Source organism: Rhodoferax sp. GW822-FHT04A08, from assembly GCF_058801025.1.
Genome location: NZ_JBXAMW010000009.1, coordinates 194,181 through 216,081, shown reverse-complemented (window position 1 = coordinate 216,081; position 21,901 = coordinate 194,181). Strand labels below are relative to the sequence as shown.

The 21,901-nt window shown below is 63.3% G+C and carries 16 protein-coding genes; 6 read left to right on the top strand and 10 right to left on the bottom strand.

The features are described 5' to 3' along the window. Positions 1-104 precede the first annotated feature (104 nt). Positions 105-890, top strand: coding sequence for a class I SAM-dependent methyltransferase (locus tag AC1RMF_RS18045; protein ID WP_493143281.1), 786 nt, complete (start codon positions 105-107; stop codon positions 888-890). Positions 891-932: 42 nt separating this feature from the next. Here AC1RMF_RS18045 and AC1RMF_RS18040 read toward each other — a convergent pair whose 3' ends face one another. The 3 genes from AC1RMF_RS18040 to AC1RMF_RS18030 all read right to left on the bottom strand — a co-directional run bounded on the left by AC1RMF_RS18040 (position 933) and on the right by AC1RMF_RS18030 (position 3,839). Next, the gene (locus AC1RMF_RS18040) at positions 933-1,517 is read right to left on the bottom strand and encodes an outer membrane beta-barrel protein (RefSeq protein ID WP_342619404.1); all 585 of its coding nucleotides are present in this window, start codon (positions 1,515-1,517) and stop codon (positions 933-935) included. A 138-nt stretch (positions 1,518-1,655) separates the two neighbouring features. Beyond that, entirely contained in the window at positions 1,656-2,639 is a 984-nt protein-coding gene (locus AC1RMF_RS18035) for a zinc-dependent alcohol dehydrogenase family protein (protein ID WP_493143278.1), read from the bottom strand. A 30-nt stretch (positions 2,640-2,669) separates the two neighbouring features. Further along, positions 2,670-3,839, bottom strand: coding sequence for an iron-containing alcohol dehydrogenase (locus tag AC1RMF_RS18030; protein ID WP_493143277.1), 1,170 nt, complete (start codon positions 3,837-3,839; stop codon positions 2,670-2,672). A 294-nt stretch (positions 3,840-4,133) separates the two neighbouring features. On the opposite strand from AC1RMF_RS18030, the gene AC1RMF_RS18025 reads away from it, so the two are divergent. After that, positions 4,134-4,667, top strand: coding sequence for a Dps family protein (locus tag AC1RMF_RS18025; protein WP_493143275.1), 534 nt, complete (start codon positions 4,134-4,136; stop codon positions 4,665-4,667). A 48-nt stretch (positions 4,668-4,715) separates the two neighbouring features. Here AC1RMF_RS18025 and AC1RMF_RS18020 read toward each other — a convergent pair whose 3' ends face one another. The 6 genes from AC1RMF_RS18020 to AC1RMF_RS17995 are packed head-to-tail and all read right to left on the bottom strand — an operon-like array spanning position 4,716 to position 10,171. After that, positions 4,716-5,357, bottom strand: a complete 642-nt coding sequence (locus AC1RMF_RS18020; protein ID WP_493143273.1) for an ABC-type transport auxiliary lipoprotein family protein — start codon at positions 5,355-5,357, stop codon at positions 4,716-4,718. Beyond that, positions 5,354-6,304, bottom strand: a complete 951-nt coding sequence (locus AC1RMF_RS18015; protein WP_493143271.1) for an MlaD family protein — start codon at positions 6,302-6,304, stop codon at positions 5,354-5,356. The genes AC1RMF_RS18020 and AC1RMF_RS18015 overlap by 4 nt, the downstream gene beginning before the upstream one ends. After that, the gene (locus tag AC1RMF_RS18010; protein WP_493143270.1) at positions 6,289-7,104 is read right to left on the bottom strand and encodes an ABC transporter ATP-binding protein; all 816 of its coding nucleotides are present in this window, start codon (positions 7,102-7,104) and stop codon (positions 6,289-6,291) included. Before AC1RMF_RS18010 ends, AC1RMF_RS18015 begins: the two co-directional genes overlap by 16 nt. A 1-nt stretch (position 7,105) precedes the next feature. After that, positions 7,106-7,903: an MlaE family ABC transporter permease gene (locus AC1RMF_RS18005; protein ID WP_493143268.1), complete on the bottom strand. Its 798-nt coding sequence runs from the start codon at positions 7,901-7,903 to the stop codon at positions 7,106-7,108. Continuing rightward, positions 7,900-9,939, bottom strand: a complete 2,040-nt coding sequence (locus tag AC1RMF_RS18000; protein ID WP_493143267.1) for an AsmA family protein — start codon at positions 9,937-9,939, stop codon at positions 7,900-7,902. Before AC1RMF_RS18000 ends, AC1RMF_RS18005 begins: the two co-directional genes overlap by 4 nt. After that, positions 9,932-10,171 (bottom strand): hypothetical protein, encoded by a 240-nt coding sequence (locus AC1RMF_RS17995; RefSeq protein ID WP_493143265.1) that lies wholly within the window; start codon positions 10,169-10,171, stop codon positions 9,932-9,934. The genes AC1RMF_RS18000 and AC1RMF_RS17995 overlap by 8 nt, the downstream gene beginning before the upstream one ends. A 147-nt stretch (positions 10,172-10,318) precedes the next feature. Here AC1RMF_RS17995 and AC1RMF_RS17990 point away from each other — a divergent pair, with 147 nt between their 5' ends. The 3 genes from AC1RMF_RS17990 to AC1RMF_RS17980 all read left to right on the top strand — a co-directional run bounded on the left by AC1RMF_RS17990 (position 10,319) and on the right by AC1RMF_RS17980 (position 20,690). Then, the gene (locus tag AC1RMF_RS17990; RefSeq protein WP_342619389.1) at positions 10,319-10,462 is read left to right on the top strand and encodes a hypothetical protein; all 144 of its coding nucleotides are present in this window, start codon (positions 10,319-10,321) and stop codon (positions 10,460-10,462) included. A 14-nt stretch (positions 10,463-10,476) separates the two neighbouring features. Then, positions 10,477-11,835 (top strand): class II fumarate hydratase, encoded by a 1,359-nt coding sequence (locus tag AC1RMF_RS17985; RefSeq protein ID WP_493143263.1) that lies wholly within the window; start codon positions 10,477-10,479, stop codon positions 11,833-11,835. A 119-nt stretch (positions 11,836-11,954) separates the two neighbouring features. Then, complete coding sequence (locus tag AC1RMF_RS17980) at positions 11,955-20,690, top strand: glycoside hydrolase family 94 protein (protein ID WP_493143261.1); 8,736 nt, start codon at positions 11,955-11,957, stop codon at positions 20,688-20,690. A gap of 33 nt (positions 20,691-20,723) precedes the next feature. On the opposite strand, the gene AC1RMF_RS17975 is transcribed toward AC1RMF_RS17980, so the two are convergent. Next, the gene (locus AC1RMF_RS17975) at positions 20,724-21,284 is read right to left on the bottom strand and encodes a cytochrome b (protein ID WP_342619387.1); all 561 of its coding nucleotides are present in this window, start codon (positions 21,282-21,284) and stop codon (positions 20,724-20,726) included. Between the two features lie 104 nt (positions 21,285-21,388). On the opposite strand from AC1RMF_RS17975, the gene AC1RMF_RS17970 reads away from it, so the two are divergent. Next, positions 21,389-21,901, top strand: a complete 513-nt coding sequence (locus AC1RMF_RS17970; RefSeq protein WP_493143257.1) for an OmpH/Skp family outer membrane protein — start codon at positions 21,389-21,391, stop codon at positions 21,899-21,901.

The following is a 21,901-nucleotide window of genomic DNA, read 5'->3' as shown; positions in this document are numbered from 1 at the left end:
TGTCACTCCCACATCCGGATGGCCGCAGGATTGAGAGGGTCACTTGATCAGAATCAAAATAAGCCGTTACGATCAGATGGTCACACAACTCCAGAACAACTGCAATGGCAGAACAACCTATACGATTTGACGACGGCGCGGCCTATGAGCAATACATGGGTGTCTGGAGCCAGGAGGCCGGATCGCAATTCCTGGACTGGCTCAATCCCGCAATGCAGCAGAGCTGGCTTGACGTAGGGTGTGGCAATGGCGCATTCACCCAGCTGCTACTGGAGCGGTGCAATGCCAAGTCCGTTCAGGGCATAGACCCATCTCCGGAGCAAATCCATTTTGCGCAGAACCGCTTTGCGCGTACCAATGCCCGCTTCATGTTGGGCGACTCCATGGAATTGCCGTTACCCGACGCTTGCGTGGATTACGCGGTCATGGCGCTGGTCATCTTCTTTTTGACGGAGCCGGAGCGCGGTGTGGCCGAGATGTCCCGGGTGCTGAAAACCGGCGGAGTGGCGTCCGCCTATGCGTGGGATCTGGAAGGGGGCGGCTTTCCGTGGGCTGGCATCCAGAATGGACTGCGTGCCATAGGGCACACGCCTGCCTTGCCGCCCAGCCCGCACGCGGCCAACCTGGACGCGCTGCGCCAGTCATGGCATGCAGCGGGGTTTGTTGAAGTGCAGACCCACAAGCTGACGGTGGAGCGCACCTTTGGCAGCTTTGAGGAATATTGGCGCATCGGTCTGCAGGGGCCATCCATACGCAGCCGTACCGACAAGCTGAGCCAGAACGAGCGCCAGGCATTGAAAGAGGCCGTGCGCGCCCAGATGGGCGGCGCCGGTGAGCAGATAACCGTCGCGGCGCACGCCCATGCGGTCAAGGGCGTCAAGCTGGGCTGAGGCCGGCCGGGCCGCAGCGGCGCTTCACGCCCCTGTCAGGCTTTAGAACTTGTAGCCCACGCCGATCGAAAACACGTTTTCCTGCATGCTGGACGTGGTGCCGGTATTGAAGGTCACGTCGTTGAACTTGTTCAGGTCATACGCCACCTGCCAGTACATGTTCTTGTCCAGCATCTGGCGCAAACCGATACCGTAGCCAACGCCGTGTACGTCCGAGTTGCTCGAGCCATCGTCCGATGAGGCCCGGCCGTAGAGGGAAGACAGCTTGCCGAACAGCTGGTAGTTGTTGGCGAGTGCCACTGTGGGCATCACATCCAGGGAATAGCGGTTTCCGATCGTGGCCTCAGCGCCGCTGGCGTAGGTGCCGGCCTTGTGGTTGCTGGAGCTATAGGAAGCGCCCAGTCCAATGCCGAAGTTGGGTGCCACGGGAAAGTCGTAACGCCCTTGCAGACCCAACGCAGAGGTGTTGCCGTTGTCAGAAGTACCGTCCGTAGCGCTGGACGAGCCTTTGGAAAATTCCGCATTGGCACCGACGCTGAAGCCCGAGAGGTTCGACGTATCTGCTGCGAAGCTGGACGCTGCAGCGAGGGTACCCAGTACGAAAGTTGTGACAAACAGTTTTTTCATTTGGAGGTTCCAAGTTAAGGGACCTCCATGGTGCTTGTGTGCTGTTAAGCGGCATTCGCCAGCGGACAAATAATGGTAAACCCTGTAGTGGGGAAGGTAAATCTTTGCAGCAATATGTAAATACCGCCTGCGACTGCATCAGGGAATCAGTACGGCGGCACCCACAAATCGCCCGGCGCGCAAATCCTCCAGTGCCTGATTGGCCTGTTGCAACGGGTAGGCTGTTGTCTTGGTGAAAATGCCCATCTGCGGGGCCTGGCTGAGGAAGTCCAGCCCATCCTGGCGCGTCAGATTGGCCACCGACAGCAATTGCCGCTCTTCCCACAGCAGGCTGTAGGCAAAGCCCGGAATGTCGCTCATGTGGATGCCGGCGCACACCACGCGCCCGCCCTTGCGCACGGCTCGCAGAGACTGCGGCACCAGGTCTCCCACGGCGGCGAAGATGATGGCTGCGTCCAGCGCCTCGGGTGGCATCTGGTCCGAGTCTCCAGCCCAGACGGCTCCCAGTTCGCGCGCAAAGCCCTGCGCAGCCACATCCCCGGCGCGCGTGAAGGCAAAGACCTTGCGGCCCTGGCGTTGCGCCACCTGCGCCAGGATGTGCGCCGCGGCGCCAAACCCGTACAGGCCCAGACACTTACCGTCACCAGCCAGCGTCAGTGCACGCCAGCCGATCAGCCCGGCGCACAGCAAGGGCGCAATCGACTCGTCACTGCCGTGTTCCCCCAGCGGAAAAGCAAAACGCGCATCGGCCAAGGCGGCCGTGGCAAAACCGCCGTCGCGGGTAAAGCCGGTAAACAGCGGTCGATCGCACAGATTCTCGCGCTGCATCCTGCAGTAAGGGCAGACACCGCAGGTGTGGCCCAGCCAGGGAATGCCCACGCGCTGGCCCAGCTGCAGGCCCTGCACGCCATCGCCCAATGCATCGATGCGGCCCACAATCTCATGGCCCGGGATGATGGGCAGATGCGGGTTGGGCAGCTCACCGTCCACCACATGCAGATCGGTGCGGCACACGCCGCAGGCTGTGACACGCACGCGGATCTCTCCGGGGCCGGGTAGCCGGTCGGGCAACTCGGTCCACACCAGAGGGTGGCCCGTGTGCTTCAAAACCATCGCATGCATAAGCCGCCCCGTGGAGTGTGTGGAGGCCGCCTAGGCGACCAGAGCCACTTGGTAGATGCCTATCACCTGTTCGAGCGTGGCGGTGCGCGGATTGGTCAACTGGCAGGCGTCCTTCTTGGCGTTGACGGCCATGGTTTCCAGATCCTTTTCCTGCACACCCAGGGCCGTGAGGTTCTTTGGAATACCCACGTCCCTGGCCAAGCGCCGGATAGCGGCAATGGCCTTTTCGCCTGCTGCAATGGGCGACAAGCCGTCGGTGTTCTCACCCAGCGCACGTGCGATATCGCCAAAGCGCGACACCGACGCAATCAGGTTGAAGCTGCACACCTCCGGCAGCAGCACCGCATTGCAGACACCGTGCGGCAGGTTGTAGAAGCCGCCCAGCTGGTGCGCCATGGCGTGCACATAGCCCAGGCTGGCGTTGTTGAATGCCATGCCAGCCAGGTACTCGGCATAGGCCATCTTGTCGCGGGCCTCGATGTTGGCACCGTTGGCCACGGCCGGGCGCAGCCATTCGGCAATCAGCGAAATGGCCTTGAGGGCGCAGGCATCGGTCACCGGCGTGGCAATGGTGGACACGTAGGCTTCTACCGCGTGTGTCAGCGCATCCATGCCGGTGGCGGCTGTCAGGCCGGCGGGCATGTCCACCATCAGCAAGGGATCGTTGATGGCGATGTTGGGTGTGCAGCGCCAATCCACCAAGGCCATCTTCACATGGGTTTCGGTATTGGTGATGATGCAAAAGCGCGTCATTTCGGCCGCCGTGCCAGCCGTCGTGTTGATGGCCAGGAACGGTGGCATGGGCTTGGTGGTCTTGTCCAGACCTTCGTAGTCGCGGATGTTGCCGCCGTTGCCAATGACCATGCCAATGCCCTTGCCGCAGTCGTGCGCGCTGCCGCCGCCCAGGGTGACGATGGCGTCGCACTCCGCTGCCTTATAGACGGAGACACCTTCGTGCACATTGCGGTCGGTGGGGTTGGGCTCGGCCCCAGCGAATACCGTCACCTGGATACCTGCAGATTCAAGCTGCGCCTTCACTTTCTCGGCAATGCCGAGCTGCACCATGCCTGCATCGGTGCACAGCAGTGCACGATGCGCGCCCAGTGCTCTGGCCTGCGGCCCGGCCTGTGCGGCACAGCCTACGCCCATGAGGGAGACGGTGGGCGTGAAAAAGCCAAATGTTTGGTTGGCGAGAGACATACATCCTCCTGGGGAAAACCCGTTGCGTTGCAAGTTGTGCCTGCTGGGTCATGGTCGCGCAGGGGCGACCGCGCACAGGCCTTCATCTACATAATGCGCGCATCAAACTATGTCTGCAAGAGCCGAAGCCGCCTTGCCGGTGGCATTGGATGATGCAGGTCAATGACTCGCCATTTCGCGCTGCCCAGGCTGCCGCGAGCACAGGAGAGGCCGCATTGCGCGTGAGCAGTGTATGCAAGCGAACAGACCCAGGCACCGCTAGCAACCACCATGGCGTACTTAACTGGAGTACCCATGAAATCATCAGAAACCGAAAAAGTCACCAAACTCAAAAAGCGTCGCGAGGCCCCCCTGGCCACACCGACCGATCTGGACAGCGCCGCCACGCTGGAAATCAGCGGCTCGTTGAACGCATTGCTGGCCGACGTGTACGCGTTGTACCTGAAGACCAAGAACTTCCACTGGCATATGAGCGGCACCCATTTCCGCGACTATCACCTGATGATGGATGATCAGGCGCTGCAACTCTTTGCCATGACCGACCCGCTGGCCGAGCGCATCCGCAAGGTGGGTGGGCAGACACTGCGCTCCATTGGCCACATCGCGCGCACCCAGCGTGTGCTGGACAACGATGCCGACTATGTGACACCGCAGGACATGCTGTCGGAACTGGCCGACGACAACCGCTCGCTGGTAGCCCATCTGCGTGAAGCCCATGACCTGTGCAACGCCCAGAAGGACATCGCCAGCGCCAGCCTGATTGAAGTCTGGATCGACGAGACCGAGCAGCGCTGCTGGTTCCTGTTTGAGTCCACCCGCACCCGCTAGGCCGTTCCCGCGGCATGGTCGGGGCAAGTAATTTCATGCTGTGTTCCCTCAGTAATCTGCAAGCCATGCCAGCAGGGCCTGCATGGCAGCGAGCGTGGCCGTGCGGGTTGCGGCCGCTGCACCGGCGGCGTCTTCCGTGCTGGCGGGTTGGGTGATGTCGAATGCATGCCAGGCCAGTACCTCACGGCTGTTGTTGTCCAGCAGGGTGACACGCAGTGTGAGGTGCGCTTGGCTGGGCCGTTGTAAATAGTCCTGCTGCAACCGCACGATGGTGCTGTCCAGCCGCAGGTCGGCACGCGCGGCACTGGGTGCCATCAGCACCGCACGAAAAATGCCCGAATCCTGCAGCACGCGCGCCATCACCGGAGCCAGCATGCGCGCCGGTGTATCGACCCACACACTGTGAGTAAATGCTTCCAGTGAGCCGGCCTCACGCGTGTACACCATGTGCGAGCTGTCATAACCGGGCGCTGCCGTGGGGATGCTCAGCAGGATGACGTGCGGCGGCACCTGCCTGGGGGCAGACGCACTGGCTGTCTGCAGGGCTGGTCCGGGCATGTCTACGCTGTCCAGCGCATAGGTTTGTGTGGGCGCAACGGGGCGCGGATTCAATACCGAGCATGCTGGCAGCAGGATCGTCAGACAAAGGATGCCCAGTCGGGATGGGTTGGGGGTGTGTGGCGTGCTCATGGTGTTGCCTTTTCTGGTGTGCCTTCGCCCGGCCCGGGGCGCACGGTCGGGTGACCGAAGATCAGGCCTGCGGGCGCGCGCTCGGTTTGCTCCGTCAGACGCCGCAAGGAGGCGCTCAGCACGCTGAGTTCACCCAGCAAGCGGTCCAGTTCCGGCACGGTCTGAGTGCCCACGCGCTGGACCTCCGTGCCCAGGGTCTTGAAGGTTGCGCTGGCATCCGTGCTGGTCTGCGTGACCGCATCGCCCATGCGCCCTACGGCGTCGGCGCTGCGGTTGACGCGGTTGAGCGTGGCGGGCAACTGGGCCGACGCCTGCGCCGTGTTGGACAGGGTCTGGCCGGCATGCACGATGGCGCCATCGATCACCTGTTTGCGTGCAACCACGGTGTGGGTGATCTGGGCCATATCGGCCATGGCGCTGCTGAAGGCGATCTGGTTCTTCTGACTGAGAAACGCATCGATGTTGCCCGAGGTGCTGTCCAGCTTGGCCAGCACGCGCGTCAGCACATTTTCCAACCGGGTGGACAACGAGGACTTGGTGGCAATGACCGGATAGCTGGCGCCGGGTAGCGCCGTCAGTGGTGGCGCGTCACGTGCACCGCCCGAGAGTTCCACATAGGCAATGCCGGTCAGCCCCTGTGCCTTGAGCACGGCGACCGTGTCCTGGCGTATGGGTGAACCCCGCTCGATGGCTAGGAACAGATTGACGCGTTGCGGGTCCTGCGGGTCCAGTGCAATGCGACGCACCTTGCCCACTTCCACCCCGTTGTATTTCACCGGTGCGTTCAGGTTGAGCCCGGCGACCGACTCCTCTTCCACGGCCAGGTAGACATCAAATTTCTTTTGCCACATGCCGCCTGATGCCAGCCACAGCACGATGGCCACCAGCAGCAGCCCCAAGCTCAGCGTGAAGGCTCCCACCAGGGTGAGATTCACTTTGGTTTCCATGCGTCGGCCTGGTTCTGTTGGTGTTGTGCGGTTGCCGCGCGCGCACGCGGTCCGCTGAAGAATTTCTCGACCGCAGGCACTTTCAGCTCTGACAGCTCTTGCATGGAGCCCAAGCCCTGCACCCGCCCTTCGGCCAGCACGGCCACGCGGTCGGTCACGTGCCACAGCAAGTCCAGGTCGTGGGTGATCATCACCACCGTCAGGCCATGGCTCTCGCGCAGGCTGTGGATCAGTTCATCCACGCCGTCTGCGCTTTCAGGGTCCAGTCCGGCGGTGGGTTCGTCCAGAAACAGCAGCTCGGGGTCCAGCGCCAGAGCACGTGCCAGCGACGCACGCTTGAGCATGCCGCCGCTGAGTTGCCCTGGGTACTGCGTACCGACGTCGGCCCGCAGCCCGCTCAGCGCAATTTTTTCTGCAGCCAGTTTGTCGATCTGCTGGCTGTCCATGCGGGTGTGCTCGCGCATGGGCAGGCCCACGTTCTCCAGCACGGTGAGTGACGCAAACAGACCGCCATGCTGGAACATCACGCCCCAGCGTTTGCGCAAGCCCAGTGCCTGGGCAGCGTTGATGTCCTTCAGATCGGTACCCAGCACCCGGATGGAACCAGTATCTGGGCGCTGCAGCAAAATCATTTCGCGCAGCAGCGTGGACTTGCCGGAGCCGCTGCCGCCAACCAGCGCAAAGATCTCGCCCTTCTTCACCTCCAGATCCAGGTTGGTGTGCACCATATGTTCGCCAAACCGGGTGCTGACCTGCTTGAGTTGAATCACCGGTTCTGCGGCGGGAGTGGGGACGCTCATGTCACAGGTCCAGTGCGCTGAAGGCTACGGAAAAGAGTGCGTCTACCACGATCACCAGAAAGATGGACTGCACCACGCTGCGTGTGGTTTGCTGGCCCACGCTGTCTGCGCCACCCTGGGTGCGAAAACCCTGGAAGCAGCCGATCACCACAATCGTGGCGGCAAACACCGGCGCCTTGCACACGCCGATGAGGTAGTCGCTGACCTGCACGGCCTTGACGAAGCGCTCCATGAACTCGCCATAGCCCACGCCCAGGCGTACTTGTGCCATCACCATGCCACCGGCAACACCCAGTACATCGGCAAACACGGTGAGCAACGGCAGCGCAATCACCAGCGCCACGATCTTGGGCAGCACCAGCAACTCCTGTGGCTCAATGCCGATGGTGCGCAGCGCATCCATCTCTTCGGTGACCACCATGGTGCCGATCTGCGCCGCATAGGCCGAGCCGGAACGCCCTGCCACGATGATGGCGGTGATCAGCGGCGCGAACTCGCGCAACATGGACAGGCCCACCAGATCCGCCACAAAGATGTTGGCGCCATAGGTCTGTAGCTGGGCAGCCCCCTGATAGGCCACCACCACGCCCAGCAAAAACGCCAGCAAGCCCACGATGGGCAGTGCGTCCACGCCGGAGCTCCGCAGATTGAATGCCACCGGGCGCCAGCGGATGCGCGCCGGATGGCGCACACCGTGTGCAGCAACCCATGCCGTCTCGCCGACAAAGCGCACCAGCGCCAGTGTCTGCTGCAGAGCCGCCTGGATGGCTGCACCGGTGTCGGCGAGCAGTGTGCTCATGGGTGGCTCAGTGCGGTCGGTGCGACGCGCAGCAACTTGTGCTGCACGCGTGCGCGACATGCGGCTGCGTTGCTGTTGGCTTCACCATTGCTGCCCGGGTCTATCAGCGGGATGATTGCCGCCAGCGGGTTGAGCAATCCCAGCAACAGGGCAGTGCCCACCTTGATGCCCAGCGGGCGCTTTTCCACACCCACTTCCGGGTGCGCAAATGTGCCGGTGATACGCAGCGGCGAGCGTAGCGTCAGCGGGCTGAAGTCCTTGGGAGCCACCACGGTACGCAAGTCGAGGGTCTCCTTGGCCAGCGACAGCGTGCCGTCCATCCATACCGTGGAGTCGCTGGTGTCCAGCACCAGCAGGCGCGGCCGGACCACGCCGGTGTTGACCACCAGGTCGGCCAGCGCACAGTCCAGTACCAGCGCGTTGTCGCCCTTGACGTAGACCCCCAGCGACTCGGCCAGATCCAGGCCACCTTCTTCAATCAGCAGGTGCGAGATCGTGCCCTTGGTGATGGTGGCACCCACGTCACCGCGCATGGAGCCCAGTATCTCTGCGGTGGAGCGGCCATCCCCCTGCAAGGTGGCATGGCCCTGCAAATCGCCCGACAGATATGGCGGCAGTGCGGCGCTGCGGGTCTGATGGATCCAGCGTTCCAGCTTGACGCCGTCCCAGTTCAGCGCGGCCACCCAGTGCGCGCTGTCTTGTTGACCATCCAGTGCCAGCGTGCCGACCAAATGGCCCTGGCCGGTGCGGGCATCGATTTCCTTGAGCGTCAGCATGCCGTCGGTGAGCTGCAGGTTGGCATTGAAAGGGCGCAAGGGTTCCAGCCATGTCACCTGTGCATCGACCTGCTGGAGGCGGATCAGCACATCGGCATTCATGGCGCGCAGTGATGCGAAATCAAAGGGCCGCGTCGGCAGCACCTTGGATACGGGAGCGGCACCCACCGCAGAAGTGGTGGCACCCAGGGCTGGTGCCAGGTCCCGCAGCTTGAGCAAGGTGCCCTCTAGCGTGCCTGTCAGACGCGGTACCGCAGCGCTGGTATCAAAGGAAAAAGTGCCCGCCAATTTGCTGTCACCCACATTGGCATAACGCAATGCCACTTCCCACACCTTGCCGGAGCGCGTCAGCGCGCCGGCTGCCTTGAAGGCGCGGGTGGTGGGCAGCGTGACGCCAAAGGGCGCGCCTACCGCAGCCAGCGATGGCCCTTCCACGACGAAGCGACCATTGAGCCCGCCCAGATGCAGAAAGTCCTGCGCCGTACCGCCAAAGTCCAGGCTGGCGGTGCCGGACTTGGCCACGAGCTTCACCGCCACCGGCGTGCCTTCTGCAGCGTCGGCATCCCACGGCAGCGCGCCGGTGGAAGTGAGGCTCAGCGCAAAAGACTTCTTGCGGTAGAGGCCCGACGCTGTCACATGCAGCACCTGGGACGGCTGCACTTGCGCAACCGACAGCGTGGGCTCGGCGTTTGTCAGACGCAACTCGGCAAGCAGGCTCAGGTCCAGCGTGGCGTCGTCGTAGTGCAGCTGCCCGGTATCGGCTTGCACATGCTCCAGGCGTGGAATGGCAGGGGGTTGACCACTGGCCGCCAGTTGCCAGGAGGCGCGGCCATCGCCGGTGCGCTCCAGATAGGCATCCAGGTGGCGTGCCTGCAGATACTGCACCACGGGTTGCTGCCCCAGATAGGCATGCCATAAGTCGATATAGCGCAGTCGTACCTGCACATCCTGCGCCAGCAGCAGGTAGGGTGTGTGGCTCCAGGCCGGCGCACCGATGTGCAGCAGCGGGCTTTGCAACGCCACGCCGCCCCACAGATGCAGCTCCACCTGCTGCCCTGGTCCCTGGGCGGAACCGGCGGCTGGTTGCAGCAGCACGGTGCGTCCCAGCTTTTGCTGCAGCAGCGACTCCAGGGGTGCGATCAGAAAGGGCCAGCCGCGCGATTCGCAAACCGCAAACGCTACACCCAATGCCAGTACCAGGGCCGTGCCGATGCCAAGCCAGAGTCTGGGCGTGGAGCGGGTCAGGACAGGTTCAACCACCGCATTGCTTCTTCACCCAGGCCACATAGCGGTCCATCCAGCCTTGCAGAAACGCCCGGCTGGACGCGGCTATGTTTCCTTCTGTGTCGAACAGACCTTCCTTGGCCTGAACAAAGACCTCCGGCTGACCCAGCGTGGGCACGTCCAGATAGGCCAGGGCGCGGGCCAGTTGGCCGTTGATGGAGGCGGTGCGCAAGCTCCCCACGATGGTGGCAATCTCGTATGTAGTCATGGAATTCCCCGAAGAAGGTGGTCAAGGAGAGTCACCTTGCAGCAAAGGCTTGCATTCTTCTGTGCGGCAGCGTACGGTACATATGTGTCTGCGGCTCATGTGCGCTGAGTAACAGACGCTTGTCACATTCCATCACGTAATACGACCATGCACCATCCACCCGACACGGACCCGTCGCCCACGGAAACCGGTGAACCTGCGCCTGCATCGCCGCCGCCTGAGCGCGAGTTTGCGGAAGGTCTTGACGACCCGCTCCAGGCCGAAGAGCTGGAACGGCAACAGGACGCCTGAGCGCACAGACTCCGATGACCACCACGCGCACCGAAACCGACAGCTTTGGCTCTCTGGAGATTCCCGTGGATGCGCTGTGGGGTGTGCAGACCGCGCGCAGCCTGCATTTCTTTGCCATTGGAAGTCAGCGCATGCCGCTGGAAATCGTGCATGCGCTGGCACTCATCAAATGGGCCGCGGCGCAGGTCAACCTGCAACTGCAACGGATGGATGCGGCCAAGGCCCAGGCCATTGCGGATGCGGCGTTGCAGATCGCCGAGGGCCGGCATGACGATGCCTTTCCCCTGTCGGTATGGCAGACCGGCTCGGGCACCCAGACCAACATGAATGTGAACGAGGTGATAGCCCGCATTGCCTCCGCTCACATCACCGTTCACCCCAATGACGACGTCAACCGGGGACAGTCTTCCAACGACGTGTTTCCCACGGCCATGCACATGGCAGCGTTGGAGCAGGCCCACATCCGGCTGCTTCCGGCGTTGAGCGCGCTGCACCAGGAACTGCTGATCAAAGCGGTGGAGTTCAAGGACATGGTGAAGATCGGTCGTACCCATATGCAGGACGCCACGCCGGTGACGCTGGGACAGGAGTTTGGTGGTTACGCTGCGCAACTGGCCTTGTGTGAGGAGGCCGTGCGGCATGCGCTGGGCGCAGTCGGCAAGCTGGCCATTGGCGGCACCGCTGTGGGGACCGGCATCAACACCCATGCAGAGTTCGGGCCACGTGTGGCCGCCTTGCTGGCAGAGAAGATGCAGCTGCCCCTGACGCAGGCGGACAACCTCTTTGCCGCCATGGCCGGGCACGAAGCGCTGGTGGCACTGCACGGCAGCCTGCGCATGCTGGCCATTGCACTCAACAAGATGGCCAACGACATCCGCCTGATGGGTAGCGGGCCGCGCGCCGGTCTGGGTGAATTGCTGCTGCCGCAAAACGAGGCAGGCAGCTCCATCATGCCGGGCAAGGTCAACCCGACCCAGATCGAGGCGCTGACCATGGTCTGCGCTCAGGTCATGGGGCACGATGTGGCCATCGGCATGGCCGCAGCGCAAGGCCAGTTTGAGCTGAATGTCTACAAGCCGCTGATCGCCCTGAACATGCTGGACTCGATCCGCCTGCTGTCAGACGCCATGCAGAGCTTCCGGCAACACTGCCTGATGGGCATACGCGCGAATGCCGTGCAACTGGAGCGCAATCTGCAGTCCTCGCTGATGCTGGTGACGGCCCTGGCGCCGCACATCGGCTACGACAAGGCGGCACGCATCGCCCGCCACGCGCAGCAGCAGGGCACCAGCCTGCGCGAAGCCGCACTGGCCCTGGGCCATGTCACTGCGCAAGAGTTCGACGCCTGGGTTCGACCTGAAGACATGCTGTAGATGCTTTGTATACGCCGCTGACACTGGGGCGGCCTACTTGACCCGGCGCTATGTGCGCCGCCGCACGGACGCAGAAGTGCATCAAACCTAAGCTGGTATGAACCGCCGAGGAATTTCGCATGCACCCGTTTCAATTCCTGCGCGCTGCGCTGCTGCGCATCGAACTTTTCAGACAACACCCTAACACCCAGACCCATAGCGATACCGAAGTCCCCTTGCGTGCCGAGCTGTTTGGCGCCGAGCAGATGGAGCGCTATGGCAAGACGCTGTCGGCCCTGCACGCAGTGCGCGGCGGACGCGGTGGCGACCAGCTGCTGCTACGTCTGCAGGACAACGAGGTGGTGTTGCAGTCAGCCCGCGAGCTGTTGGTGGCAGCCGTGCGCCAGGGGCGGCGCGTCACTCCGGCAGGCGAGTGGCTGCTGGACAACTTCTATCTGATTGAAGAGCAGATCCTGCTGGCGCGCTCCCACTTTTCCAAGTGGTACAGCCGCGAGCTGCCGGTGCTCTCCAGCGGCCCCTCCAAGGGGCTGGCGCGTGTCTATGACATTGCGCTGGAGGTCATCGCGCATGGCGATGGCCGGGTGGACCCGGAAACGCTGAACCGCTTTGTCGCCGCCTACCAGACCGGGGCGCAACTCAAGCTCGGCGAGCTGTGGGCCATTCCCATCATGCTGCGGCTTGCGCTGATCGAGAACCTGCGACGCATCAGTGCACGCGTGGCGGCCAGCATGGTGGAGCGCAACCGTGCAAGCGTCTGGGCCGACCAGATGCTCAGCGTAGCCGAGCACGATCCCAAGAGTTTGATCCTGGTGATCTCGGACATGGCACGCGCAAGTCCGGCCCTGGTCAATTCCTTTGTGGCCGAACTGGCGCGCCGGCTGCAGGGCCACAGCTCTGCGCTGGCTTTGCCGCTGACCTGGATCGAACAGCAGCTGCGTGAGTCTTCCACGACCATCGAGCAGATGGTGCAGTCGGAAACCCAGAGCCAGGCCATCAACCAGGTCTGCATCAGCAACAGCATTGCCAGCCTGCGCCTGCTCAGCGCCATGGACTGGCGCGAGTTTGTCGAGTCGCAAAGCCAGGTGGAACGCGAACTGCGCGAGGACCCGCACGGTGTCTATGGCCGCATGGACTTCCAGACCCGTGACCGCTACCGCCACGTGGTGGAGAGAATCGCCCGGCAAAGCCATATGACGGAGCCAGCCGTGGCACGCAAGGCCGTGCAGCTGGCCCACCATGCGCTGGCCACGGGGGCGGCAGGCGCAGTGGCAACACCGCACATCCATGTGGGCTACTACCTGGTGGGCGATGGGCTGGCCGTGCTGGAGCGTGCAGCCCAGGTACACAAGTCATTTGCCGAGGACGTTCGCCAGGGCGTGCGCAATGCGGCGTTGCCACTGTATCTGGGAAGCATCTTGTTACTCTCCTTGGTCATCGCCGGGGCACTGCTGTGGTGGGCCGCCTTGCAAGGCATGCCACTGTGGGCGCTGGTGCCTGCCGGTGTGGCGGCCTTGATCGTAGCCAGCCAGTTTGCGGTCACGCTGGTGAACTGGCTGGCCACTCTGGTGGTGTCTCCGCACGCCTTGTCTCGCATGGACTATTCCAAGGGTATTGCGCCGCAGGCGCGCACGCTGGTCGTGGTGCCCACCATGCTCAGCAATGCGGACGGTGTGCGTGCCTTGGTGGAGGCACTGGAGGTCCGCTTCCTGTCCAACCAGGACGCGCATCTGCACTACGGATTGCTGACGGACTGGGGTGACGCCAGCACCGAAACCCAGGATGACGATGCGGCACTGCTGGCGTTGGCCAGCGACGGCATTCGCGATCTGAATACCCGCTATCCCGGCGACCGGCAGGACACATTCTTTTTGTTCCATCGCGCACGTCTGTGGAATGAACGTGAACAACTGTGGATGGGTTATGAGCGCAAGCGCGGCAAGCTCGCCGCGCTCAATGCGCTGCTGCGCGGCAGTGACGGTTCCGACTTTGCACTGATCGTGGGCAATGTAGCGCCGCTGCAGCAGGTGCAGTACGTCATCACGCTGGACACCGACACCCAACTGCAGCGCGATTCGGCCCGCAGCTTTGCCGCAACCATGGCGCACCCGCTCAACCGTCCGCACATTGACGCGACCCGGCACTGTGTGACTTCGGGCTACGGCATCCTGCAACCGCGCATGGCCGTGAGCCTGCAGAGTAGCAATCGCTCACGCTACGCCCGCTTCATGGGCAGCGAGGCAGGTGTGGACCCTTATACGAGGGCGGTTTCCGACGTGTATCAGGACCTGTTTCACGAAGGCTCTTTCATCGGCAAGGGCATTTATGACGTGGATGCCTTCGAACTGGCCCTCAAGGGCCGCTTTCCCGAAAATCGCATTCTGAGCCATGACCTGCTGGAAGGGTGTTATGCCCGCACCGGGCTGATCAGCGACGTGCAACTCTATGACGACTACCCCGCGCGCTACGACGCGGATGTGAAGCGCCGCACCCGCTGGATGCGCGGCGACTGGCAGATCGCTTCCTGGCTGCTTCCCTATGTGCCGGGCAGCGCCATGGGCAAGGCACCCGAGGCCGGACAGACGCGGGCGCCCGAGACGCGCCAGCGCAACCAGCTGTCTTTCCTTTCGCAATGGAAAATTCTGGACAACCTGCGGCGCAGCCTGGTGGCTTTGGGGGTCGTGATCCTGCTGCTGCTGGGGTGGACTCAGATGCACAGGTCGCTGGCCTGGACACTGGCCTTGCTGGCGCTCATGGCTGTTGTACCGGTCGTGAGCAATGCTTACGGTCTGCTGCGCAAGCCGCGTGAATTGCCTTGGTCGCAGCACGCCCGCGTGGTGCTGGGCAATGGGTTCCGACAGCTGATGCAGGCCGCACTGACTTTGGCCTTCTTCCCACATGAGGCGGGTTACAGCCTGCTGGCCATCGTGCGTACCAATGTGCGTGTGCTGCTGACCCACCATCGCCTGCTGGAGTGGCAGGCATCGGACGCGCCACCGCCTCCTGGATCACCCCGCCTTGCGGCAACCGTGCCGGGCAGCATGGCGGACTTGCTGCGTACCACCTGCCGTATGGGGGTGTCGCCTGTACTGGCTCTGGGTATCGCATGGTGGTTGTTCCAGGATGCCCCGCACGGCAGCAGCCTGGCTGCTGTGGTTCCGGTGCTTGTTCTGTGGTTTCTAGCCCCAGCGCTGGCCTGGTGGCTCAGCCGCCCCTTGTCCGAGCGCGCGGTGCATCTGGGTGCGGGCCAGATCCTGTTCCTGCGCAAACTCACGCGCAAGACCTGGCGCTTCTTCGAGGAATTTGTGACCGCGCAGGACCGTTGGCTGCCGCCTGACAATTACCAGGAGCATCCGGTTGCCGTGCTGGCCCACCGTACCTCACCGACCAACATGGGGCTGGCGCTGCTGGCAAACGTGGCCGCCTTTGATTTCGGCTACATCAGCGGCGCGACACTGGTTGCACGCAGCAGCGACGCGCTGCAATCCATGCAGCGGCTGGAGCGTCACAACGGCCACTTCTTCAACTGGTACGACACGCTGACCGGTCTGCCCCTGCAGCCACGCTACGTCTCTGCGGTGGACAGCGGCAATCTGTCGGGTCATCTGCTCACGCTGCGCCCGGCGCTGCTGGATTTGCTGGACCAGCCGGTGGTTCATGCGCGCACGTTCGAGGGCATGGTGGATGCCCTGGCCAATCTGCAGGACGTGGTGGATGCCCATGCTGGCGTCGCCCTGACCCAGGCCATCGAACACCTGCGCCTGGGACTGGAGGCGGCCTGCGATGCGCCTGCACTCACCCTGCGCGATGTCGCCTTGCGCCTGGCCAGTACCGATGCCCTGGCCGCCTCGGTGCTTTCGCGTCTGGCCGAAGACAGCACGGTTCACGCAGCATCTGCCATGCAGGTGTGGGCGCAGGCGCTGCAGGCGCAATGTCGTGATGCGCTTGATGACCTGCATCTGCTGCTGCCTGAGCTGGATCTGGCGGGTATGTTCGCTGGCGACAACGTGCCCACTTTGCGCGCGCTGGCGGCCACCGGCAATGCCCAGGCGCAGGCGCGCATGCAGACGATTGCAGCACTGGCCATGCAGGCCACCACCATGGCGCGTGCGGACTACAGCTTTCTGTACGACAGCGCGCGCCATCTGATCGCGGTGGGTTACAACGTGGACGAGCAGCGTCGCGATACCGGCTACTACGACCTGTTGGCCAGCGAGGCACGCCTGTGCAGCTTTGTCGCCATCGCGCTGGGTGAGGTGCCGCAGGAGAACTGGTTTGCACTGGGGCGGCTGCTCACCTCGGCGGGCGATGCGCCCACGCTGCTGTCCTGGAGCGGGTCCATGTTCGAATACCTCATGCCCAATCTGGTCATGCCGGTGTATGCCAACACGCTGCTGGCCCAGACCAGCCGCACCGTGGTGCAAAGGCAGATTGCCTATGGCGACCAGCAGGGTGTGCCGTGGGGCATTTCCGAGTCGGGCTACAACGCCGTGGACGCGGCCCTGAACTACCAGTACCACGCCTTCGGGGTGCCGGGCTTGGGGCTGAAGCGTGGGCTGTCCGCGGACCTGGTGGTCGCACCCTATGCCTCGGCCTTGGCGCTGATGATCATGCCCGAGCAAGCCTGCAAGAATCTGCAACGCCTGGCCGATACCGGACTGCTGGGTGCCTACGGGATGTACGAGGCCATGGACTACACGCCGGCACGCCTGCCGCGCGGTCAGAGTGGCGCCATCGTGCGCTCCTTCATGGCCCATCACCAGGGCATGACCTTGCTGTCGCTGGCCCACGTGCTGCTGGAGCAGCCCATGCAAAAGCGCTTTTGCAGTGATCCGCTGTTCCAGGCCACCATGCTGTTGCTGCAGGAGCGTGTTCCCAACGCCGCCATCTTCCATGCCCAGACGGCGGCGGATCTGTCCGAGATACAGACCAGCTCCATGGGGCAGGGGTCGCCGATGCGGGTGCTGCGCAATCCCGACCTGGCCACACCCGAAGTGCAGCTGCTCTCCAACGGGCGTTACCACGTGATGGTGAGCCAGTCGGGCGCCGGCTACAGCCGCTGGAAAGACATTGCCGTGACCCGCTGGCACGAAGACGCCACGCGCGACAACTGGGGCAACTTCTGCTACCTGCGCGATGTGGACAGCGGTGAATTCTGGTCAGCGGCGCATCAGCCGGTATTGCGCCACAGCGACAGCTACGAGGCCATCTTTTCCGAAGGACGGGTGGAGTTCCGCCGGCGGGACAACGACTTCGAGAGCTACACCGAAATGGTGGTTTCGCCCGAAGACGATATCGAATTGCGCCGCACCCGCATCACCAACCGCTCGCGCAGCCGCCGTACTATAGAGATCACCAGCTACGCCGAAGTGGTGCTGGCAACGGCGGCATCCGACGCACTGCATCCGGCCTTCAGCAATCTGTTTGTGCAGACCGAAATTGTGCGTGAGCGCCAGGCCATCCTGTGCCATCGCAGACCGCGCTCGGACTCCGAGGCTTCACTGTGGCTGTTCCATCTGATGGCGGTGCATGGAGCGGATGCACAAACCATCTCGTACGAAACCGACCGCATGGCGTTTGTGGGGCGCACCCGCTCGCTGGACGCGCCTCTGGCCATGACCGAGCGCGTGCTGCTGTCCGACACGCAAGGCGCAGTGCTGGACCCCATCGTGTCCATCCGCCAGCGCATCACGCTGGAGCCGCGCCAGACCGTGACCGTGGACATGGTGACAGGCGTCTGTGCCGAGCGCACTGCGGCACTGGCGCTGGTGGATAAGTACCGCGACATGCATCTGGCTGACCGTGTCTTCGAGTTGGCCATGACGCATGCCTGGGTCAATCTGCAGCAGATCAACGCCTCCGAGGGCGATGCCCAGGTGTTCGCACGTCTGGCCAGCTCCGTGATCTATGCCAACCCGGCGCAGCGCGCACCCAATATGGTTCTGGCGCGCAACCGCCGCGGCCAGTCGGGTCTATGGGGCTATGGCGTCTCGGGCGATCTACCCATGGTGCTGCTGCAGATCAGCAGTCTGGACAACATCGAGCTGGTGCGCCAGCTGGTGCAGGCCCATGCCTACTGGCGTCTCAAGGGGCTGGCGGTGGATCTGGTGATCTGGAACGAGGACCATGCCGGTTACCGCCAGGCCTTGCAGGACCAGATCCTGGGGCTGATTGCCGCAGGCATAGAGGCCAATCTGACGGACAGACCCGGAGGCATCTTCGTGCGTGCGGCCGAACAGATGTCGCCGGAAGACCGCACGCTGTTCCAGACCGTGGCGCGCGTCATCATCACCGACACGCAGGGCAGCCTCAAGGACCAGGCCAATCGCCACCAGGCCCGCGATGCACGCGAGATGCCGCCGCAACTGGTGTATGCCTCACGTCAGGTCGTGCCGCGATTGGCTGGCCCCGAGCCGGTGGAGCCTGCACTGCAGTTCTTCAACGGGCTGGGAGGTTTCTCTGCCGATGGACGCGAGTACGTCATCACCACCCACGCTGCCAGTGGCGGCAAGTCGGTCCTCACCCCGCTGCCGTGGGTCAACGTGATTGCCAATGCGCGCTTCGGCACCGTGATATCGGAGAGTGGCAGTGCCTACACCTGGAGCGAGAACGCGCATGAGTTCCGCTACACGCCCTGGAGCAACGACCCGGTTGGCGACAGCTGCGGCGAGGCTATCTACATCCGTGATGAGGACTCGGGCAGCTTCTGGTCACCCACGGCACTGCCTTGTGGCGGCGCCGGCAACTACGTCACCCGCCACGGCTTCGGCTACAGCACCTTTACCCATGAGCAGGATGGCATTGCATCCGAGTTGACGGTGTTCGTGGATCTGGAAGCGGCCATCAAGTTCTCGTGCCTGAAGGTGCGCAACCTCTCTGCACAGACGCGCAGGCTCTCTGCCACCGGATACGTGGAGTGGGTGCTGGGGGATCTGCAGCGCCGCTCGGCCATGCACGTCACCACAGAACTCGACCCGAACAGCGGCGCCATTCTGGCCCGCAACCCCTACAACCCGGAGTTCGGTGACCGCATGGCGTTCTTTGATGCCGACGGTGCCACGCGGGCGCATGGTGTCAGCGTGAGTGCGGACCGGCGTGAATTCCTGGGTCGCAACGGCACGCTGCGAAACCCGGCCGCCATGCGCCGCACCAGCCTGTCCAATCGCGTGGGCGCCGGCATGGACCCCTGTGCTGCGGTGCAGGTGCCGTTCGAGCTGCTGCCAGGGCAGGAGCGCGAAATCATCTTTCGTCTGGGTGCTGCGGGACGCCGTGGCATGGACGATGCCCGCGTCATGGTGCAGAACCTGCGTGAACCGCACGGCCAGAACAATGCCCTGCAGGCGGTGCACACCTATTGGGCCCGCACCCTGGGCGCGGTGCAGGTGCACACACCGGATGCCGCGCTGAACCTGCTGGCCAATGGCTGGCTGCAATACCAGACGCTGGCCTGCCGGCTGTGGGCACGCACCGGCTTCTACCAGTCGGGTGGTGCCTTTGGCTTTCGCGATCAGCTGCAGGACTGCATGGCACTGGTGCACAGCGAGCCCGCGCTGCTGCGCGAGCATCTGCTGCGCAGCGCAGCGCGTCAGTTCGTCGAAGGCGACGTGCAGCATTGGTGGCATCCGCCGCAAGGGCGTGGCGTGCGCACGCATTGTTCGGATGACTACCTGTGGCTGGCCCAGGCTGCCTGCCGTTACGTGCAAAGCAGTGGCGACACCGGTGTGCTGGACGAGAGCATGCCCTTCTTGCAGGGGCGCGCCCTCAACCCGGAAGAGGACTCGTACTACGACCTGCCCACGGTGTCGGAAGAGCGGGCCACGCTGTACCAGCATTGCGTGCGAGCGCTGCGCCACGGCCTGCGTTTTGGCACACACGGTCTGCCCCTGATGGGTTCGGGTGACTGGAACGACGGCATGAATCTGGTGGGCCTGCAAGGGCGCGGAGAAAGCGTGTGGCTGGCCTTCTTTCTGTTTGACACGCTCACACGTTTTGCGCCGCTGGCGCGTGCGTATGGAGATGACGCATTTGCCGACGAGTGTCTGGCCGCAGCCAGCGTGCTGCGCGAAAACATTGCCGAACACGGCTGGGATGGAAGCTGGTACCGGCGCGCCTTCTTTGATGACGGCACCGCGCTGGGCTCGGCCACCAACACCGAATGCCAGATCGACTCGGTCACGCAGAGCTGGGCCGTGCTCGCGGGTGCGGGTGACGCGCAGCGCAACCTCAGCGCCATGAATGCGGTGGACCAGCGTCTGGTGAACCGGCAGGCCGGTCTGATCCAGTTGCTCACACCGCCTTTTGACACCTCACCACTCAACCCCGGCTACATCAAGGGCTATCTGCCGGGCGTGCGCGAAAACGGTGGCCAGTACACGCATGCCGCCATCTGGGCCGTGATGGCGTTTGCCGCCGCGCAGGACGCCGAGCGCGCCTGGGAATGCTTCGACCTGATCAACCCGGTGCGCCATGGCAGCACTGCGGCTGCGACGGCGCTCTACCAGGTGGAGCCCTATGTGGTGGCAGCGGATGTGTATGCGGTGGCTCCCCATATAGGGCGTGGTGGCTGGACCTGGTACACCGGGTCAGCGAGCTGGATGTACCGGCTCATCACCGAGTCCCTGCTGGGCCTGCGGCTGCAGGCGCAGACGCTGCACTTCGCACCCTGCATTCCCGCACAGTGGCCGGGCTTTGGCATGCAGTACTGCTTTGGCGACACGGTGTATGCGATTGACGTGGTGCGTGTGGCGGCTGGCGCAACGCCGGTCGTGCTGTTGGACGGCGTGCCGCAGGACGGCGGCACAGCCGCGCTGCGGGACGACCATGCAAACCACACTATCACTGTGCAGATTGCTGCCTGAATGGAAACCGCAACCGCAACGAAAGGCGTGGCGCTACTTGCGATTGGCAAGCACGCTGGCTGGCAGCATGGACCGCAGAACGCCGTCCTTGAGCACCAGGTGGTGGTAGATGGCTGCGGCCGCATGCAGCCCAGCGACCCACAGAATCACGTCACCCAACCAGCCATGCACCTCGGCCAGTGTGGCGCCCAGTGCATGTGCTTCGGCCATGGGGGGAGCAATCTGGATGCCGGTAGCCAGCACCACGGCGTGGCCCTCGAACCAGGCACCCAGGACGGCGGTGGCGGGCACCAACAGCAACAGCAGATACAGAATGCCCTGCACGGCCTTGGAGCTGATGTGCATCCAGCGCGCCATGGGTTCCGGCGCGGGCGCGGTGTCCAGCATGCGCCAGAGGATGCGCAGCAGCGAAATGGCAAACACGGCCATGCCCAGGGTCTCATGGATCATGCGTTCGCCATCGCGGCTGCTCAGATAGACGCGGTTTTCCGGGCCACCCGGTCCGTAGATGAAGGCGACCAGTACCAGGATGGCAGTGGTCCAGTGCAACATCTGGGTGAAAGCGCTGTAGCGCGTGGTGGTGGATGGGCTCATAAGTATTCCTTCACAAACTTCCGTTCGATTTCCATCATAGTCAGTGCAATGGTTTCAAGCCAGACGATGATCAGCCAACTCTTTCAAAACCAACGACAATCCTGATGATGATCAAAAACTTCTTTGCAGCCCTGGTGCTTTCAACGTGTGTCGCTGCCGTACCGGCAATGGCGCAGGTTCCCAAGATTGGTTCAGTTTCACCGGACATCATCTTGCGTGATTCCAAATTTGCTCAGAGCGCGAGCAAGAAACTGAATGACGAATTTGCACCCCGCAGTGCCGCGATCGGCAAGCGGATTGAAGCCTTCAAGCAGAAAGCAGCGCTGCTGGAGCGCGAAGGTCCGACCCTGACCGAATCGCAACGCGCTACGCGCCGGAAGGAAGTTGCGGACCTGGAGCATGATATCCAGAAAGAACAGCGCGACTTCCAGGCCGATCTGGAAACACAGAAGCGTGCCGGAATCCAGAAGGTGCTGGATCTCATCAACAAGGTGGTGCTTCGCATTGCCAAGGATGAGAACTATGACCTGATATTGCAGCATGCGATCTATGCGTCCAAAACCGCCGATCTGACGCCGCGCATCATTGCCGAAATGGACAAGGAAAAAGCCCAGTAA

Coding starts and splice junctions, on each gene's coding strand:
- AC1RMF_RS18040 (WP_342619404.1), bottom strand. CDS start 1,517: ATGAAAAAACTGTTTGTCACAACTTTCGTACTGGGTACCCTCGCTGCA.
- AC1RMF_RS18025 (WP_493143275.1), top strand. CDS start 4,134: ATGAAATCATCAGAAACCGAAAAAGTCACCAAACTCAAAAAGCGTCGC.
- AC1RMF_RS17990 (WP_342619389.1), top strand. CDS start 10,319: ATGCACCATCCACCCGACACGGACCCGTCGCCCACGGAAACCGGTGAA.
- AC1RMF_RS18005 (WP_493143268.1), bottom strand. CDS start 7,903: ATGAGCACACTGCTCGCCGACACCGGTGCAGCCATCCAGGCGGCTCTG.
- AC1RMF_RS17975 (WP_342619387.1), bottom strand. CDS start 21,284: ATGAGCCCATCCACCACCACGCGCTACAGCGCTTTCACCCAGATGTTG.
- AC1RMF_RS18020 (WP_493143273.1), bottom strand. CDS start 5,357: ATGAGCACGCCACACACCCCCAACCCATCCCGACTGGGCATCCTTTGT.
- AC1RMF_RS18035 (WP_493143278.1), bottom strand. CDS start 2,639: ATGCATGCGATGGTTTTGAAGCACACGGGCCACCCTCTGGTGTGGACC.
- AC1RMF_RS18030 (WP_493143277.1), bottom strand. CDS start 3,839: ATGTCTCTCGCCAACCAAACATTTGGCTTTTTCACGCCCACCGTCTCC.
- AC1RMF_RS18010 (WP_493143270.1), bottom strand. CDS start 7,104: ATGAGCGTCCCCACTCCCGCCGCAGAACCGGTGATTCAACTCAAGCAG.
- AC1RMF_RS18015 (WP_493143271.1), bottom strand. CDS start 6,304: ATGGAAACCAAAGTGAATCTCACCCTGGTGGGAGCCTTCACGCTGAGC.
- AC1RMF_RS17970 (WP_493143257.1), top strand. CDS start 21,389: ATGATGATCAAAAACTTCTTTGCAGCCCTGGTGCTTTCAACGTGTGTC.
- AC1RMF_RS18045 (WP_493143281.1), top strand. CDS start 105: ATGGCAGAACAACCTATACGATTTGACGACGGCGCGGCCTATGAGCAA.
- AC1RMF_RS17980 (WP_493143261.1), top strand. CDS start 11,955: ATGCACCCGTTTCAATTCCTGCGCGCTGCGCTGCTGCGCATCGAACTT.
- AC1RMF_RS17995 (WP_493143265.1), bottom strand. CDS start 10,171: ATGACTACATACGAGATTGCCACCATCGTGGGGAGCTTGCGCACCGCC.
- AC1RMF_RS17985 (WP_493143263.1), top strand. CDS start 10,477: ATGACCACCACGCGCACCGAAACCGACAGCTTTGGCTCTCTGGAGATT.